Genomic DNA, 19,053 nt, shown 5'->3' with positions numbered 1-19,053 from the left:
GCCATTTTGTGCAAAAGGATTGTTTTAATTTGGAACGTGCAAAACTGTTCGTTGTGCTGTATGTTCAGGCATAATAGCTCCGGCCATTTTTAACCTTCCTGCTTTTTATTGAAAACATAAGTTTAACCAGCTTTGGCGCAGGTAATATGATCGCCTATGAATAAATATAAACTATATGCCGGTTTGTTTTTTACCGGTACAATAGCGCTTATTTCGGCTGCGTGGCAAACAAAAGTTGCTAAACAACCTGAACTACCAAAGAAACGGCCTAACATTATCGTTATCATGGCCGATGATATGGGTTTTTCTGATCTGGGCTGCTATGGTGGTGAGGTTAATACGCCAAATATCAATTATCTTGCTCAAAATGGCATCCGCTACAGGCAGTTTTATAATACTTCACGCTGCTGCCCAACAAGGGCTTCGTTACTTACCGGTTTATATAATCAGCAGGCAGGCATCGGCAAAATGACCGACGCTGAAGACGAGCCAGGCTATCTTGGTCATATCACCGATAATGCTGTAACCCTTGCCGAAGTGTTGAAATCTGCCGGTTATCATACGGCTATGTCGGGTAAATGGCATGTATCCAACACCAACGGTCAACCTAATGCACAGGATCAGTTAGCCTGGTTAAATCATCATAAAGATTATTCTGAGTTTTCGCCGATTAGCCAGTACCCAACCAGTCGTGGGTTCGAGAAGTTTTTCGGTACCATTTGGGGCGTGGTTGATTTTTATGATCCCTTTAGCTTGGTTAGCGGCACAACGCCTATTAAAACAGTCCCCAAAAACTACTATCATACAGATGCTATTAACGATACGGCGGTAGCTTATATCAAGGGCTATGCTAAATCGTTAAAGCCATTCTTTTTGTACGTTGCCGAAAATGCGCCCCACTGGCCGTTGATGGCCAAGCCAGAAGATATCGCCAAATATAAAAACACGTACAAAGGTGGCTGGCAGGCTATCCGCGAAGCCAGGTACAAAAAAATGGTGAAGCTTGGCCTCATCGATCCAACAAAAACCAAGCTATCCGACCGATGGAAAGGCGACCTGCAATGGGAAAATAACCCGGATAAAGAGTGGGATGCGATGGCCATGGCCGTTCATGCTGCCATGATAGATAGGATGGATCAGGGCATTGGCCGTATCATTAAAACACTGAAGGAAACCGGTCAATTGGATAATACACTGATTGTTTTCCTGTCGGATAATGGAGCCAGTGCCGAAAATTGTGCCGCTTATGGCCCAGGGTTTGACCGGCCAAACGAGACCCGCGACGGCCGTAAAATAGTTTATGCTACAAAAAAAGAAGCACTGCCTGGCCCGGAAACTACATATTCATCCATCGGTCCCCGTTGGGCGAACGTAGCCAATACCCCGTATGAGTATTGGAAAGCCGAATCATACGAAGGTGGCATTCATACCCCGATGATCGCTTTCTGGCCCAAAGGGATTACTGTAAATAAGGGTGGATTTAATGACCATGTAGGCCATGTGATGGATTTCATGAGCACATTTGTTGAACTGGCCGGCGCTCAATATCCTAAAACCTATAAAGGGCATAATATCCCGCCGACTACGGGTATCAGCCTTGTCCCAAGTTTTAAGGGAAAGCAAACGCCAGGACATGAAGATCTCTTTAACGAACATTTCGGGGCGAGGTACGCGCGGTCAGGGAACTGGAAGCTGGTATCGTTAAGTAATGATACTACCTGGCATTTGTATGACCTGTCGCAGGATAAAACCGAAACTACCGATCTGAAATCAAAACACCCGGAAAAGGTGCACCAACTGGATAGCCTCTGGCATATTTGGGCAAATACGCATCAGGTTTTTCCAAAGCCCGGCACTAAGAGTAAATAATTAAACCCAACAACAAATATTAAAACCAAAAAGTAAAACGTAGTTTATGAATCGCATTTTCAAGAAAACGTACCTCCTTGTTTCCGGACTGGCGGCATCGTTTGTTGCACAAACAGCGTTGGCTCAGGACAAGATGCCATCTTATCCGCTGATCACGCACAACACTTATTTCAGTATTTGGTCAAACACTGATAAGCTGAACGAATCAACCACCAAACACTGGACAGGAAAAGATCAATCATTATTGGGCCTTATTAAGGTTGATGGTAACTACTACCGTTTTTTGGGCGCATCGGCCGTTAATTATAAAACCATTTTAGCCGCTACCGACGAAAAATCATACACCAGCCAGTACCAGGCCGAAACTGCTCCGGCAGAAGGCTGGGAAAAACCGGGCTTTAATGACCAGGCCTGGAAAAGCGGAGCTGCACCATTTGGTGATGAACGCGCAAGCAAAGGCACCGATTGGAGAGGTAAAGACATTTGGGTTCGTCGTAAGTTTAATGTTGCCGAATTACCAAAAGGCCGTTTGATGCTGAAAATCTATCATGATGATGAAGCCGAAGTATACCTTAATGGTCAGCAGATTGCTACCGAAGGTGGTGCTAATGGCGATTTTGAAACTGTTGCATTATCTGCCAGTGCAAAATCAAATTTAAAAGTAGGCGAGAACGTTTTGGCTATCCATTGCAAAAACACCGGTGGCGGCTCATTTATTGATGCCGGTTTGGCCGAGGAAGTATTGAGTAAGGATGATGAAGCCGTTAAACTGGCCGAACAAACCAGCGTTAAAGTTACCGCTACCCAAACCGTGTATAACTTTAAAGCAGGCGAGGTTAACCTGAAACTTACTTTCACTTCGCCGCTGGTTATGAGCGATCTGAAATTGCTTACCACCCCGGTATCATACATTACTTACCAGCTAAAATCAATTGATGGTAAAGCACATGATGTTCAGATTTACCAGGGGATCTCGACTAATCTTGCCGTAAATACGCCATCACAAGAAGTTACCGCATCAAAATACAGCCAGAACGGGCTTAAATTATTAAAAGCAGGTACTGTTGAACAGCCGGTATTGCAGAAAAAAGGCGATAACGTACGTATTGACTGGGGCTATGTTTATGTAGCTTCGTCAACCGCGGGTGCTAAACAATATATCACTCCTGAAAGCGGTGCAGTATCATCATTCCTGGGCGCTCAAACAGGTGAAGCTACAGCTACAGGTAAACAATTCATGTTAAGTACGGTGGTGCCATTTGGTAAAGTGACTGCTTCGCCGGTATCTAAATTTATTTCTGTTGGGTATGATGATATCTACGCTATCCAATACTTTAAGACCAATTTAAGGCCATGGTGGAGAAATACTCCGGGTGCAACTATTGAAGGTGTACTGAGCGACGCTACCAAAGCTTATGCTAAAGTGATGGGAGCCTGTGCTAAAACCGATGCACAAATTTGGGCGGACGCTATTAAAGCCGGTGGTGAAAAATATGCTAAACTATGCGTAATGGCCTATCGCCAAAGCATTGCTGCACACCACGTGGTTAAAAGCCCTGAAGGCGAATTGTTGTTCCTATCTAAAGAAAACTTCAGCAATGGCTCAATCAATACGGTTGACATTACATATCCGTCCGCTCCAATGTACCTGATTTATAACCCTGATTTGTTAAAGGGCATGATGAACGGTATCTTCTACTTCAGCGAAAGCGGAAAATGGAACAAACCTTACTCATCTCATGATTTGGGTACTTACCCATTGGCTAATGGCCAAACTTATGGTGAGGATATGCCGGTAGAAGAAAGCGGCAACATGATCATTCTTAACGCTGCTTTAGCTAAAGTTGAAGGCAACGCCAACTATGCTAAAAAGCACTGGAAAACACTAACCATCTGGACTGAATACCTTGCTAAATCAGGTTTTGACCCTGGAAGTCAATTATGTACCGATGACTTTGCCGGTCACCTGGCGCATAATGCTAACTTATCGGTAAAAGCCATTGTAGCTATTGATGCTTACGGCGAACTGGCTGGTATGATGGGCGATGCTGCTACGGCTAAAAAATACAAAGCGATGGCTAAGGATATGGCTAAAAAATGGCAGGAAAAAGCCGACGCCGGCGACCACTATGGTTTGGTGTTTGACAGCAAAGATACCTGGAGCCAGAAATACAACATGGTTTGGGATAAAGTGTTGGGCTTAAAATTGTTCCCTCAAAAAGTATATGATACGGAGCTTAAATTTTATTTGGCACACCAAAATGAGTTTGGTTTACCATTGGATAGCCGTAAAACCTACACCAAAAGCGACTGGATCCTATGGACGGCGGCTATGGCCGATAACAAAGCGGATTTTAGCGCTTTAGTTGCGCCGGTTTATAAATTCGCTACCGAAACTTCATCGCGCGTACCACTGAGCGACTGGCACGAAACTACTAACGGTAAAATGGTAGGTTTCCAGGCGCGTAGCGTAATTGGTGGTTATTACATGAAAACTTTAAGGGATAAATTGGCAGCTAAATAAGCAACTGGTAATCTCTTCGAATGAAAAAGGGCCTGCAATTGCGGGCCCTTTTTGTTTAAAGCGAAGTCCTGGTTAAAAAACATGTCATTGCGAGGCCCAGCTCTGGTCGAAGTTTAGCGATAGCGTAACTTCGTCCTAAAAAGATGGAAGCATTCTGCTTCCGTGGTTTTGCATAGTTTTAATTACGGCAGGGTTAAGCTGAAAGCTTAACCTGTTTTAGGACGAAGTTATGCTATCGCTAAACTTCGACCAGTTAGGATAAGCTGAAAGCTTAACCTGTTTTAGGACGAAGTTATGCTATCGCTAAACTTCGACCAGTTAGGATAAGCTGAAAGCTTAACCTGTTTTAGGACGAAGTTATGCTATCGCTAAACTTCGACCAGTTAGGATAAGCTGAAAGCTTAACCTGTTTTAGGACGAAGTTATGCTATCGCTAAACTTCGACCAGTTAGGATAAGCTGAAAGCTTAACCTGTTTTAGGACGAAGTTATGCTATCGCTAAACTTCGACCAGTTAGGATAAGCTGAAAGCTTAACCTGTTTTAGGTCGAAGTTATGCTGTCGCTAAACTTCGACCAGGTAGCGAAGATCTTACCTATCCCCGTCACTTTCCCCTAACATTACAATCATCATAATTTGATATCCAATAATTAGGTTTTATGACTATTTTCATGCTTCGTTAGCTATAATAATTTCATATGCCGTTCCCCTTGAAAAAAGTATTGGTTAAAACGCTTAAAATAAGCGCTATTACCGTTGTTAGTTTATTGCTGTTGATGTTCCTGTTGCCTTACCTTTTTCCCGAAACTGTAACGCAAAAAATAAAACAATGGGCGGCCGGCAGCGTAAACAGCAAACTTTCATTTTCAAGTACACGCTTATCTTTCTTTAAAAAGTTCCCGTCGCTAACGCTCACACTTAATGATTTTGTGCTGAATGGTAGCGTGCCTTTTCAGAATGATACGCTGGTTTCGGCTAAGGAAATTTCGCTGGCTATTGATCTTTCTTCAGTGTTCAAAAGCAAGATCAATGTAAACAAGATCTATCTTGATCATGCACTGATCAACATACAGGTGGATAGCGCGGGCAAAGCCAACTATAACGTTTATAAGTCATCACCTCCAAAACAAGATAACAAAGCGGATACCGCAAGCGCATCATTAGGAATTGAGCAGATTCTGATAGATAAAAGCCATCTGGTTTATGACGACCGCTCATTGCCAATGCAAATCAACGCTCGGGAACTCAATTATAAAGGCAGCGGTGATTTAAGCAAGGATATCTTTGACCTTTACAGCCATGTGGATGCCGCTTCGGTTGATTTTTATTACGGTAACAAAGCTTACGTGCTTAAGAAAAAAGTAAATGCCGATCTGGTTACCAGTATCAACACCAAATCATTGGCCTTCGCATTTCAAAAAAACGACCTGCTGATTAACAAGCTCCCGGTTAAATTTAAAGGCCGGTTTGAGTTCCTGAAAGATGGCTATGATATGGATTTCAAGATCAGGAGCGATCAAAATGATCTTGGCGATGTTTTTACCGCCATACCGGATGAATATGCCAAATATGTTGATAACATGGATATCAGCGGTAACGGCATCATCCAGCTTGATCTTAGCGGAAAGTACATCGCCTCAAAAAATATTATGCCTAACCTGGGTATCAGCATGAAAGTGCGCGACGGCTCCATCGTTAACAAGAGTACCCCTGCACCGGTTAAAAACTTGTACCTGAACATGGATGCAAGTTTGCCCGGTCTTAACCCCGACAGTTTAAAATTAAATATAGATTCGGTTTATTTTAATATTGGTAAGGATTATTTTGGTTCGGTGCTGAAAGTAAGGGGGATAAAATCGCCATACATTTATGCTAAAGTGAATACCGAAATTGATCTGGAGCAATGGTACAAGGTTTTTGGTATTAAGCCATTCCAGGTAAAAGGCAGGTATGGTTTACATTTACTGGCCGAAGGTAAATACACTACCGGTATCAGGAAAACAGGGCTAAGGCAAAAGGTTGATACCGTGATAACCAGTATTCCTCAATTTAAACTTAAGTCGACGTTCAGGAACGGGTATTTTAAATACAGCAAGCTGCCGCAAGCTATCAATAATATCAGCTTTGATCTGGATGCCGCCTGTCCAGATCATAACATTGCCAATGCCACTATGGATGTGCGTAACCTGAACATTAATGCACTTAATAATTACATAAAAGGCTATCTGAAACTAAGCAATAAGGCTGGAGCCTTAATTGATGCCGGCTTGAATGCTAAATTTCATTTAGATGATATCAAGCAGTTTTACCCGGTTGACAGCATTGATTTCCGTGGTGATTTTGACGCTAACCTGCAAAGCAAAGGCAGGTATATTCCAGCCCGCCGCATCTTCCCGGTTACAAATGCGGAGATCAACCTGAAAAACGGGTATATCCAAACCAAATACTACCCGCACCCAATGCAAAACGTGCAGGTTAGCGTGAATATCTTTAACAATACAGGCTCGTTGAAAGGGCTTAAAGTGAATATTAAACCGGTATCGTTCAACTTTGAAGGACAGCCATTTTTGCTAAGGGCTAATCTCCGCAATTTTGACGACCTTGATTATAACGTAGCCTCGCGAGGCAGCCTTGATCTGGGTAAAATTTATAAGGTATTTGCCGTTAAAGGTTATGATGTAAATGGCTTTGTAAGTACCAACTTTAAATTGAAAGGGAAACAAAGCGATGCTACCTCGGGCCATTATGATAAGCTGGACAATTCGGGTAGCATGAAGGTGAAAAACATCAAGCTTACAACCGAGCTGTTCCCGAAACCGTTTTTTATCACCAACGGTGTATTCAGCTTTAACCAGGATAAAATGAAGTTTGACCAGTTCAAGGCAAACTATGGTAAATCGATAGTGGTGCTTGACGGTGCTTTATCCAACGTGATAGGTTATGCCATGCAACCAAATTCGCCCTTAAAAGGGGAGTTTAACCTGAAGAGCGATCTGATCATAGCCGATGATTTTATGGCCTTTGCCGGTGTGCCGGCATCTGCCAAGCCAACCAAATCATCAGGTGTGATATTGGTGCCTTCCAATCTCGATCTTAATTTTGTCGCTGATGTAAAAAAAGTAAAGTACAACGGTTTGGATATCAGCGATGCCAAAGGTGCGATGAACATTACCAACGGACAGATCATACTTAAGCAAACCGGCTTTAGCCTGATAGGTGCACCTGTAGTGATGGACGCCACTTATGGTAGCATCAATCTGCAGAAAGCGTTTTTTGATTACCATATTAACGCCAAAGAGTTTGACATTCAGCGTGCTTACCGCGAGATTAAATTATTCCATGATATGGCAACCTCGGCGGCGCATGTACAAGGTGTTGTATCGTTAGATTATAAACTGGCCGGTAAGCTCAACAGCGATATGAAACCTGTTTATCCGTCATTAAAAGGCGGCGGCGTACTTTCTGTAAAACAGGTTAAGGTATACGGATTGAAATTGCTGAGTGCGGTAGGTAAAGAAACCGGGCACGACAGTGTTGGGCATGGGGATGTTAAAAAGGTTGATATCAAATCAACCATAGCCAACAACATCATGACCATTGAGCGCACCAAAATGCGCATTGCAGGTTTCAGGCCGAGGTTTGAAGGACAGGTAGGTTTGGATGGCAAGTTGAACCTGAAATTCAGGCTGGGATTGCCGCCTTTCGGCATTTTCGGAATCCCGATGACCATCACCGGCACCCAGGACAAACCTATTATCCATTTGGGCAAAGGCAAAAAAGAAGACGAGCTGAAAGAAACGCAGGACGAAGAGTAAGAGACTTTGAGGCTGTCATAGTTGACAGAGAAAAAAGCGTTGGATAGTGCGATTCCCTCCCTTGGGAGGGTGTAGGGAGGGGTTTCAGCGAGATGTCTCTGTCGTAGCAAAGCTGTATAAACCCCTCCCTGCCAACACACAATTCCAACACACCCCTCCCGGGGGAGGGAATTAGAAAACTGCCATTGCTATTCAATGAATGTAAAATAGTTAACACATGGCTGTTAGTTAACATTAAGTTCATATTGAAATGCTTTTTTTGTTTGCCTTTTTATGCTCAGGTAGCTGAGGGCGACTTCTTTGCAATGGCACCTGCTCAATTTTCAGATATGATTAAACGCTACATCAGGATTATTCAACTTACGTTTTACCTGTTTGTATTAATATCTGGTACAGCGGCCCGGGCTCAGTTAAGCAAAACGGATCGGTTTGAAAAATTACAGTTACTTGCGCAGCAGCATCCCGACTCTGTACTGCTCGTTCTGAAAAAGATCCATGCCGATGCAATTCAGGATAACGATAACCTTACAGCGGGTATGAGCCTGCAGCAAATGGGGCAGATCTGTTTTAACCAGGGCCATTACGCGCAGGCACTCGATTTTTATTTGCATGCCGATAAAGTATTTGGACAGATAGGTAATAAGGACCTGCTGGCCGAAAATTGGGGCAAAATGGGAATCCTGTATTATTACAACAGGCAGTCGGATAAATCATTTCAATTATATAACCGGGCGTTAAACCTTTACAAGGCGACAAATAATAAAAAAGGGCAGGCCGAAATATTGGGTGCTATTGGTCATTTGTATGAGAAACATCACAAATATGATAGCTCATTTTACTACCAGCGCCTGGCCCTGAACAGCTACCAGCGTATAGGTGACGACTACGGGCAGGCGAAAATTTATGAGAACCTCGGCAGTATCCATGAAGATCTGGCCAATTACGATTCATCATATTCCTGCTTTAAAAAGTCATTAGAGATCTATAATAAGTACAATAATGAGGTTGCCAGTATTGAGGTGATCAATAATATCGGCGATATTTTAAGGAAAACCGGCAAATATGAAGCGGGAATCCAGCAATCGCGCAAGGCTTATGCGCTATCGTTAAAAACAGGAAACCTGTACCAGTTAGCAGCTTCCTGCCGCGATCTGGGGAAATCATATCAGCTGCTTAACCGTATGGATAGCGCTTACCATTATCTTGAGCTCAGCCGTAAGTATTCGCTTGATGTATACTCAAGGGAAAGTTTGAAGCAAACCTCGTTTTTGCAAGTGCTGTATGATATGGATAAAAAAAGCGATGAGATCACTCGTCTTAACAATATCCGTAAAACCAACCAAATTGTCACCATTGCAGGTGTTACTATTTCCTTGTTGCTTATTATACTTGGTTTTGTAACCTTCAGTAGACAGCGCCTTAAAATGCGCGACCAGCGTGCTTTGGCCGAGCAAAACCGGTCAATATTTGAAGCCCAGCGCGATTTAATGGAGCTTGAACTTAAGAACAAACAACTACAGGAGGAAAGCCTTAAGCAGCAACTGGAACTTAAAGGGCAGGAGTTATCGTCACATACATTAAACCTCATTAAGAATAACCAGTTGCTGGAGAGTATGCGCAATACTTTGCAGGATATGGTGAAGGAGGATAAGCGCGATCAGAAACGCCAGATGCAGCAAATCATTCAGCAAATAAATCAAAGCTTTAACCACGAACAGCACTGGAAGGAATTTACGGTTGCTTTTGAGCAGGTTCACCAGAGCTTTTTTGACAAACTGAAGCAACAGAGCAATGATCTTACCTCAACAGATCTGCGTTTGATAGCCCTGCTTAAAGTAAATATGGATTCAAAGGATATTGCCGGGTTATTAGGCATCTCTATTGACAGTTTGCGGGTTGCCCGCTACCGTTTGCGTAAGAAACTCAATATTGATCAGGGTGAAAACCTTACCACTTTTATACAGGCCCTGTAGTTTAATTGCTGTTGATTTCTTTGTCTTTTTGCAGCTTAACATTAGCTTAATGTAACGGTAACTGAATGATAATGGAGGTTTGTGTTTTTGTTATATTATTGAAAATCAACTAATTGTAATTTTGTGCTGCTGTTGCGTATACGCCTCATGTAACGCTGTTTCCTTTTTGTAACGGCATGTTTTAACAGATGTATTGTTGGTTTAAACACTTTTGCGCCGTCAAAAAGCAAATCACAATTGCATTAATCGTTTCGCAAAATGAAAAAATACTTACAAACATTATTACTCCTGCTTTTGTGTGTTACCGCCGCTAACGCACAAAAGTTAAAAGGTCATGTTTATGACCGTAAAACCGGCGAGCCTATGGTGGGGGCCACCGTAAGTCTCGACCGAACGAAGATTGCCACGACCACTGGTCTGGATGGTTCGTTTGAATTGAAGAATTTGTCTAAAGGTTCTTATACGGTACGGGTATCTTATGTTTTGTACACAACCACAACGCAACAGGTAGAAGTATCTAAAGATGATAACCCGCACCTGAAAGTATACCTCGAAGAATCGAACAAGCAATTGCAGGAAATCACCGTATCATCTCACGGAAATGGCTCGACCGAAAGGACGGCCCGCCGTATTGAGCAGCAAGCTACACAGGTAATGAACATTGTATCGGGCAGGGCTATCGAAGTATCTCCCGATTTGACAGTGGCTAACGTGATCTCCCGCGTATCTGGTGTATCAGTTGAGCGTAATACCAACGGTGATGCTCAATATCCTATTTTACGTGGTATGGATAAGCGTTATAACTATACCCTGGTAAATGGCATCAAAATCCCAAGTCCTGATAACAAATACCGCTACGTACCGCTTGATATTTTCCCTTCCGACCTGCTATCAAGGCTGGAATACTATAAAACGCTAACACCTAATTTGGAAGGTGACGCTGTTGGCGGTGTTGTTAACCTGGTAATGAAGGATGCTCCTGAACGCTTTGAAGTAAACGCCAATATTGCCGGTGGTTACAGCCAGTTGCTTTTAGATCGTAAGTTTATGAGCTACGATTATTCAAGTATCAACCACAAATCGCCTTATGAGCTTAACGGTAAAGCATACCAGGCAACCCAGGCCGATTTTGGTACCGGAACTTTAAACTATACGCTGAAACACCCTTCGCCAAATGTTGTTGGTAGCTTGTCATTAGGTCAGCGTTTTTTTAACAACAAATTGGGCGTGTTAGTAGCCGGTAGTTACCAGAACACCTATCGCGGTAGCAACAGTGTATTTTATAACACTAAAGTTGTTCCAACAGCCGAGTATGCCGCCGTAACCAGCCGTGCCGATAGGGAGTACTCTGAGCAGCAAAAACGTTACGGCGTATTCTCAAAAATTGATTACGTATTAGACAGCCGCAATAAACTGAGCTTCTTTAATACTTATGTTAACTTAACCAGTATCCAGGTTCGTGACGAAAAATCTACCAGTTTTTCAACTGATTACGACCCGGACAAAGGAAACGCGCAGTTAGGTTATTCAACCCGCAGCCGTTTTACCGAACAACAAATTTACAGCGGAACATTACGTGGTGATCATAAGCTGTTCAACGATAAATTAAAAGTACAATGGTCGGCAGTTTACTCTTCGGCCGAAAACGAAGTGCCTAACAACACAACCATCAGCTTAAATGGTGTGCGCGAAAATTTTGTTGACAGGCGTACTTATCTTACAAACGGTACATCGCTTACCCACCGTTGGGAGCGCAATACCGATGAGGACAAAGCAGGTTACTTAGACCTTACTTACACCGCGCCTATTGCTGGTGTTAATGTTGATTTCTCTGCCGGTGGTTTATATCGTGATAAAGAACGTACCAGCTTCTATAATAACTACAACCTTACTGCCGCCAACCCAAGTGCGTTGTACGGTACCGATTTTACAAATTATACCCAGCTCAACTTTAACGTAACTAACCCGGCTGGCGCTGTAAATAATTCTTTAACCAATGATGCATCTGAAAAAATTGGCGCAGGTTATGGTATGTTTAAATTTACTACAAAAACCATCCAGGTAGTTGGCGGTGCACGTGTTGAACATACAGACCAGGGCTACAGGATGCTTTTCCCTCAGGGCGAGTCAAGACCAAGCGGTAACCAAACCTATACCGATGTATTGCCAAGCTTAACCTTGAAATACTTTTTAAGCGATAAACACCAATTGCATGCTTCTTATTTCAAATCAATCAACAGACCGGGCTTTTATGAGCTTATTCCGGGTGGAAGAATTGGTGACGAGTATAACGAGCGTGGTAACCCCGACCTTAAACATGCCGTTGCCGATAACTATGATTTAAGGTATGAGTTGTTCCCGGACGCAAGCATGCAATTGTTAGCAGGCGCGTTTTACAAAAGGATCACAAATCCTATTGAGTACAGCTTCCAGGCTGATGCCACACGTGGTCAGGATACCTATTATGTGCCGGGCAACTTTGGTACAGCTAAGAACTACGGTTTGGAGCTTGATTTTACCAAATTCTTTAACAAGTTTGGTGTAAAGGCAAACTATACTTACACCCACTCACGCATCACTACACCTAAAGATACTTATGTAACTGATGCCACTACAGGCGATACCCACAAGATTTCGGTAAACCAAACCAGGCCGCTATATGGTCAGTCGGAGCATATTGCTAACCTTTCATTTTTATATAAGGACACTAAAAAAGGCTGGGATGCACAAATTGCCGGATCTTACACCGGGCCGCGCATCAATACCGTATCGCAGTTCCTGAACAACGACCTTTGGCAGCGCGGCTTTATCCAGATGGATGCATCTGCAGAAAAACGTTTCAAAAATAACCTGAGCGTATTTATCAAGGCTGGCAACTTGCTTAATAGCCCGGCTAAGTTGTTCCTGAAAGGTACCAACCCTGAAAACGCGACATTGAAAGATGATAACATCGTAGCAAACGGTCAAACATTGATCCGTAGCGATTACTATAAGCAAACGTATTTGATAGGTGTTCGCTATAAACTCTAACTTAATTTATCAACTATAAATAAAAGGCATTACAATGAAACTAAAACAAATATTCGCGGCAGTGCTGCTATCGGCTATAGCCTTTAGCAGTTGCAGAAAAGCTAACCTTGATGTTGACACGAGCTCTGCCGATGGTTCGGCAAGTGGTGAGGTATCAGGTGTTTGGGCAAAAGGCAGTACGCAGATCATTAAAGGGGATATTATTATTCCCGAAGGTAAATCTCTTACTATTGAAGAGGGTGTAACTGTATTGATGGATACCATAGCAAAACCTGAGTTTATAGTAAAAGGTAACTTATACTCTTTAGGTACAGCCGAAAATCCGGTAAGGATAACCGTAAACCCGGAATACCGTACCGATGCTAAAAAATTCGGAAAAATGTGGGGCGGCATTCTGGCAGCCAAAACCTGTGCCGAGCTGGTACTTGACCATACTATTTTGGAGTACGGTGGTAACACTACGTCTGATGGTTCGTCATCGGTAAAGATGGGACTTTACAAGGCTGTCGCGGGCGAAAACCTGCCTGCGCTTTGGTTCTCAAATGTGAACGGTAAACTTATTGTGGTAAACTCAACTGTGCGCAACTTCCAGGAAGATTGTACTTACATTGAAGGTGGTAAGATCATTTTTGCCAACAATACTTTTTACACTACCGGCGTTACCGGTGGTGAGGCCATGAACTTTAAATCTGGCTGTTTGGCCGATGTTGGTTTTAACTTTGTTTACAGTGCCAATACCAACGCCCTGAAGCTATCAAACTCTGGCGACCGTGATCCGCAGGCTTATATCATTTGCTATAATAATACCATGGTAAACACCGGCTGGCGCAGGCCATCGGCTAAAGGTGGTTCGGTATGGGTGGAGAACAATGTTCGTGCAGATATCCGCAATAACCTGTTTGCAAATACCCGTTTCGGCATCAAACGCGATACTAAATCTACCGAAGATAAACGTACCGTGATCAGCAATAACCTTTACTATGGTTATGATCAAACCACGGTAAACCAGTTCCAGCCATCAAAAGATATTATTGGCGGTGTTAACGAAGTGATAGGTACCAAAGCAGGTGATAACGATCCTAAATTTGTTAACTACCCAGAATCAACCCCGGTATTGAATGCTGTTTTTGATACCAACTGGGATTTCCATTTACAAAGCGGTTCTCCGGCCTTAAATCACGGCGTAACCAACTTTACCCGCCATCATGCTGCCGGTATTACCGTAAACGGGATAACTTACGTATCTCCTGATCCGGCTACCTATATCGGCGCTTTCGGAACAAAATAAATTAACTCATCGCAATGATCCTGCGTACCCCGGCAGGATCATTTTTTTAATAATGATCAATGAATAAATTAAGCAAATTAGCTTTTGTAGCGCTTGCTGTTGCTATAGGTAATACCGCTTGCGGTCAGAGCCAGGTGCGTAACAGTAAAGGCCTTACTATCCCCGGCAGCACAGCCCCCGAAATAAAACCCGTAGTTATTACCGAACCGGTATTGTATGATACCGATGATCCTGCAATATGGGTTAACCCCGCTGATCCGTCTAAAAGCCTTATTATCGGCACCGATAAAAATAGCGAAGGTGCGCTGTTCGTGTTCGATTTGCAGGGCAAAATTATTAAGGATAAAGTTGTGCATGGTTTAAAACGCCCAAACAATGTCGACCTTGCCTATGGTTTAATGCTGGGCGGTAAACCAACAGATATTGTTATTACTACCGAACGCATGACCCACAAACTCCGGATCTATTCATTGCCGGATATGAAACCTGTAGATAATGGCGGTATAGATGCTTTTGTTGGTGAAACCGGTTTGGAATACCGCGATTTAATGGGGATCTCTATTTATACCGCGAAAAATGGCAAGATGTACGCTATCGTTGGCCGCAAAAATGGTCCGCAAAACGGGGGATACATCTGGCAGTATTTGCTTGAGGATGATGGCTCCGGCAATGTAAAAGCTACATTGGTGCGTAAGTTTGGTAAATACAGTGGCAAAAAAGAGATAGAATCAATTGCTGTTGATAACGAGCTGGGCTATATCTACTATTCAGATGAGCAGGTAGGTGTACGCCAGTATTATGCCGATCCTGAAAAAGGCGACCAGGAACTGGCAATATTCGGCACCTCTGGCTTTAAGGCCGATCACGAAGGGATTTCGATTTATAAATTAACCGATACAACAGGCTATATCCTGGTATCCGACCAGGGCTCTAACCGCTTTCAGATTTTTAGCAGAGAGGGTACCAAAGCAAATCCTTTTGAGCATCAATTGCTGAAAATTGCCAACGTTGCCGCAAGGGAAAGTGATGGCAGCGACGTGATTGCTACTCCGTTAAATGATACTTTTAAGCATGGCATTTTTGTGGTGATGAGTACCGATAAAACTTTTCACTATTACCGCTGGGAAGATATAGCTGGTAAGGAGTTGAAGGTAAAATAGCGTAGTAACAGATGTTTGAAAATTCAGTTTTGTGTAGCGACGCATATTTGCGCCTCTCACTGGACAAATCCGTGTTTCCTCAGGGTCGGTCTCTCGCAGAGGACCCTGAGGTTCGCCGCGTTCTAAACATCTAACGGGATATTTAGAACAATGAATCTGCATGGCGTATACATCAGGGTCCTCTGCGAGAGACCCTGATGGGACGGCAAGGAGTTGAAGGTAAAATAACAACAAAACATAAGGAATCGTCATTGCGAGGAACGAAGCAATCCCCGATTAGCAGAGCCGCTCTGTATAGTTTGGGATTGCTTCATTCTTCGCAATGACGACCTTTTTATCTTTTTGGCCAGAATCATAGTATCTGATTAATAATCGTCAAAAACTCCAGCTGAAAGCTTACGCCTTTATCTTCATTATACCATTTTTGTAACACGATCTTCTTCTCGCTCATTTCAACATGGTCTTTAACCATTTGCAGGTATAAGCGCTGACATTCTGCCGGTCGCGGGCCCCAGGTGCCCAGGTCCTGATTGTTTTCATCCGAGATAATGATCTTCGGGATTGACCGGGTGCCGTTGGTAAGGTAGCTTTCAATCAAAAATGGCGGCGAATCCCTTAACTCGTAATCAACTTTAATAAGCGGGTTAAGCTCCGAAAGACGGTGCAGAAACGGTATAGTGTGTGAGGCATCGCCGCACCAGGCTTCGGTAATTACCGTCCATGTTTGTGGTTTACTGATCTTTTCAATAGCGGCAGTCAGATCAGGATTTAATATCCCTACTTTTAGCCAGCGTTGCTGGCGCGACCAATTAAGCTTTGTATAATTTAAATAATCCGGGTTATCATACGGAGCCGGGGGATTAGGGCTGTTTAAAATATCGAAAAATAGCTGTTGATATGCTGTGAAATCCATAATAATTGCATTTGGCGCCATGTATGGCAATTCCTTTTACGATATGAAATTAAATAATGTGCAGGGTAATTTTGTTGATGCAGGTCAATTTCTATAACCTTTACAGGGCTATGATAAAATATACTATGTAAATTTGGTTATCAATACAGCCAATATGAGAGCCAGGGTTAGCATAAACAAAATATTACTGATAGCATTAATTATCATAAGTATAGGGGCATTATCGGCTTATAAATCTTCGCCGGCTAAAAATGTTCCCGTTAAGTCTAAGTTGATTATGGGGGCCGATATTTCCTTTATCCCTCAACTGGAAGCCGAAGGACATAAGTTTTATGATAATGGCGTAAGCAAAGATCCGTTCACTATTTTGAAAGACCATGGCTTTAACTACGTGAGGCTTCGCGTTTTTAATAACCCCAAAGCCGATAGCGGCTATTCGGTAAAGGGCTATTGTGGTTTAGAGGATACCAAAAAGATGGCTTTACGCATTAAGGAAGCCGGAATGGGCTTTTTGCTTGATTTTCATTACAGCGATACTTGGGCGGATCCAGCCCATCAATATAAGCCGGCCGCATGGAAAAATCTCAATAACCAGCAATTACAGGATTCTATAAAAGCATTTACCAGGCTTACCCTGCTTGCCCTTAAACAGCAGGGCACACTGCCCGATATGGTGCAGGTAGGCAATGAAATTAATCATGGTATTTTATGGCCCGATGGCCGCGCTAAAAACCTGGATACACTGGCCGGTTTCCTGAAGTCCGGTGCAAATACGGTAAGAGAGGTGAGCAGCAAGATTAAGGTTATGCTGCATATAGCCTGTGGCGGGCAAAATGCCGAGTCAAGGTACTTTGTTGATAATATGCTTAAGAGAGGGGTTAAATTCGATATTATTGGCGAATCATATTATCCCGAATGGCATGGCACGCCCGATAGTTTACGGAACAATCTGACAGATCTTAACGCCCGTTATAAGCAAGACGTTATTGTAGTTGAATATTCACAACGCAAACGCGAGGTGAATGACGTCGCGTTTTCATTACCCGGCAATAAGGTTAAAGGAACTTTTATTTGGGAGCCCTTTAGCTGGGGCGAAACCTTTGTTGATAAACAAGGAAACACCAATGCACATATGGCTACTTATGATAGCGTCAAAACTCAATATCACATTGCAGATAAATAAAAGGCGTTAATAAGGTTCGTAATCATAAGGCAATTTGGTTGCCATTTTTTCCCACCATCCCCAAAAGCCGTTCAGGTACAGGTTGGTATTGTTGTAATAGCCATTTTCTGTAATTTCTACGGGGATGCCTTTCTCCAGCAGTAGCTCGGTGAAAGGATACTGTTTGTTGGGCATAACCAGCTGACTTGTACTTATGCCGCTGCTTTGCACCGTTGTGCTTTCGGTGGTTAGGGCGGCGTGGTTACGGTAGTTATAATATTCTTCCGGTTCTTTAATCTTTTTATAAACGACTTGCAGCTGATCTTTAAAATTTAAGGTAATGTTATTTTCTGATTTTGCAGAAATGTCTTTTGCCCGTAATGGCTCACTCATTTTTATTTCGGATTTATCAGACAGTATTTTTTTGTAATACCGCAACGAGTCTTTGTTGAATATTTTGGAAGCTATTTGATTGGTGTCTAAGAGTTTGTTTTTCTCAATTTTTGCCGAGTCCAGGTATGTGTTAAGTTTTTGTGCATAAAGTTTTTCAATTCTTTCTTTTTCCCTGATGTTTCCCGCGCTAAATTGCCGCACTTCAAAACCTTCTTCTTTTAATTTGTCGTTGTATAACGCCCGGGTAAAATGCATAAACGACAATGAATAAGCTTTCAGCCTGTTTTGCTCCCAGGTAGCCTTCTTCCGTTCGTTTCCGTCTATTTCTTTAAACAGATAATACCCCTGGTAATCGACTTCGTTTTTTGATGTGTAAAATGTAAAGTCAACCAGTGTCAGCGATACCAGGTAGCCAAGATCTTCATTCCTGATAATTAATGGTTCGGAGGCGTAGGCATGAAGCTCCTGTTTGGCGTTGTCATAATCAAAACCAATCGCTTCCGGATTGGTAATGGTACAGTGTGCGGCGAATGCCGATGTGCCGATAAATTGTTCTGTAAACATTGCTCCCCAACGTTTCCAGTTATCATTGGCTTTAGACGTAATGATTACGTCTTTTAGTTGATGACTTACGGGAGTTAAAACAAAATCAATGTTTGATGAAATAGAACTGGTGTTTAATGCCCTGGCGGTGGTTTTATAGCCGATATAAGAAACTACAATTTTGAAATTCCCTTTGGCCTGCAACGTGAGTTTAAAATGCCCGCTGGTATCGGTCATTGTGCCGTTTTTTGATTCAGCAACGAATACGCTTGCGTTTACCAGCGGGCTGCCTTTTTCATCGGTTACCTTACCGCTAATTTGCTGCTGGCCAAAAGCATGAATAACAAAAAGACAAAAAATGATAGTTAGTGCTTTTTTCATGAC

General features: G+C 42.8%; 10 protein-coding genes. 8 read left to right on the top strand and 2 right to left on the bottom strand.

What is annotated here, in order from left to right; all coding sequences use genetic code 11:
* The first annotated feature begins 156 nt into the window (after positions 1-156).
* The 7 genes from DUL71_RS27600 (at position 157) to DUL71_RS27570 (ending at position 15,658) form a co-directional block, all read left to right on the top strand.
* On the top strand, positions 157-1,869 hold the full coding sequence (locus DUL71_RS27600; protein WP_114941058.1) for an arylsulfatase: 1,713 nt from the start codon (positions 157-159) through the stop codon (positions 1,867-1,869).
* Positions 1,870-1,915: 46 nt separating this feature from the next.
* Positions 1,916-4,393: a glutaminase family protein gene (locus tag DUL71_RS27595; protein ID WP_114941057.1), complete on the top strand. Its 2,478-nt coding sequence runs from the start codon at positions 1,916-1,918 to the stop codon at positions 4,391-4,393.
* 697 nt (positions 4,394-5,090) lie between these two features.
* A complete protein-coding gene (locus tag DUL71_RS27590) occupies positions 5,091-8,207 on the top strand; it encodes an AsmA family protein (protein WP_114941056.1) in 3,117 nt (1,038 codons plus the stop codon).
* A gap of 329 nt (positions 8,208-8,536) precedes the next feature.
* The gene (locus DUL71_RS27585) at positions 8,537-10,180 is read left to right on the top strand and encodes a tetratricopeptide repeat protein (RefSeq protein WP_244228853.1); all 1,644 of its coding nucleotides are present in this window, start codon (positions 8,537-8,539) and stop codon (positions 10,178-10,180) included.
* Between the two features lie 258 nt (positions 10,181-10,438).
* A complete protein-coding gene (locus DUL71_RS27580; protein WP_114941055.1) occupies positions 10,439-13,210 on the top strand; it encodes a TonB-dependent receptor in 2,772 nt (923 codons plus the stop codon).
* 34 nt (positions 13,211-13,244) lie between these two features.
* Complete coding sequence (locus DUL71_RS27575; RefSeq protein ID WP_114941054.1) at positions 13,245-14,498, top strand: right-handed parallel beta-helix repeat-containing protein; 1,254 nt, start codon at positions 13,245-13,247, stop codon at positions 14,496-14,498.
* A gap of 59 nt (positions 14,499-14,557) precedes the next feature.
* The gene (locus tag DUL71_RS27570) at positions 14,558-15,658 is read left to right on the top strand and encodes a phytase (protein ID WP_114941053.1); all 1,101 of its coding nucleotides are present in this window, start codon (positions 14,558-14,560) and stop codon (positions 15,656-15,658) included.
* Positions 15,659-16,010: 352 nt separating this feature from the next.
* On the opposite strand, the gene DUL71_RS27565 is transcribed toward DUL71_RS27570, so the two are convergent.
* Positions 16,011-16,571, bottom strand: coding sequence for a thioredoxin family protein (locus DUL71_RS27565; protein ID WP_114941153.1), 561 nt, complete (start codon positions 16,569-16,571; stop codon positions 16,011-16,013).
* A gap of 154 nt (positions 16,572-16,725) precedes the next feature.
* On the opposite strand from DUL71_RS27565, the gene DUL71_RS27560 reads away from it, so the two are divergent.
* Entirely contained in the window at positions 16,726-17,754 is a 1,029-nt protein-coding gene (locus tag DUL71_RS27560; protein ID WP_154402488.1) for a glycoside hydrolase family 53 protein, read from the top strand.
* Positions 17,755-17,760: 6 nt separating this feature from the next.
* On the opposite strand, the gene DUL71_RS27555 is transcribed toward DUL71_RS27560, so the two are convergent.
* Complete coding sequence (locus DUL71_RS27555; RefSeq protein ID WP_161964522.1) at positions 17,761-19,050, bottom strand: carboxypeptidase-like regulatory domain-containing protein; 1,290 nt, start codon at positions 19,048-19,050, stop codon at positions 17,761-17,763.
* Between the last annotated feature and the right edge of the window lie 3 nt (positions 19,051-19,053).

Source organism: Mucilaginibacter endophyticus (assembly GCF_003351025.1).
GTDB classification, from domain to species: domain Bacteria; phylum Bacteroidota; class Bacteroidia; order Sphingobacteriales; family Sphingobacteriaceae; genus Mucilaginibacter; species Mucilaginibacter endophyticus.
Note: the sequence above shows the minus strand (reverse complement) of the source record. Positions and strands in the feature narration are given on the sequence as shown.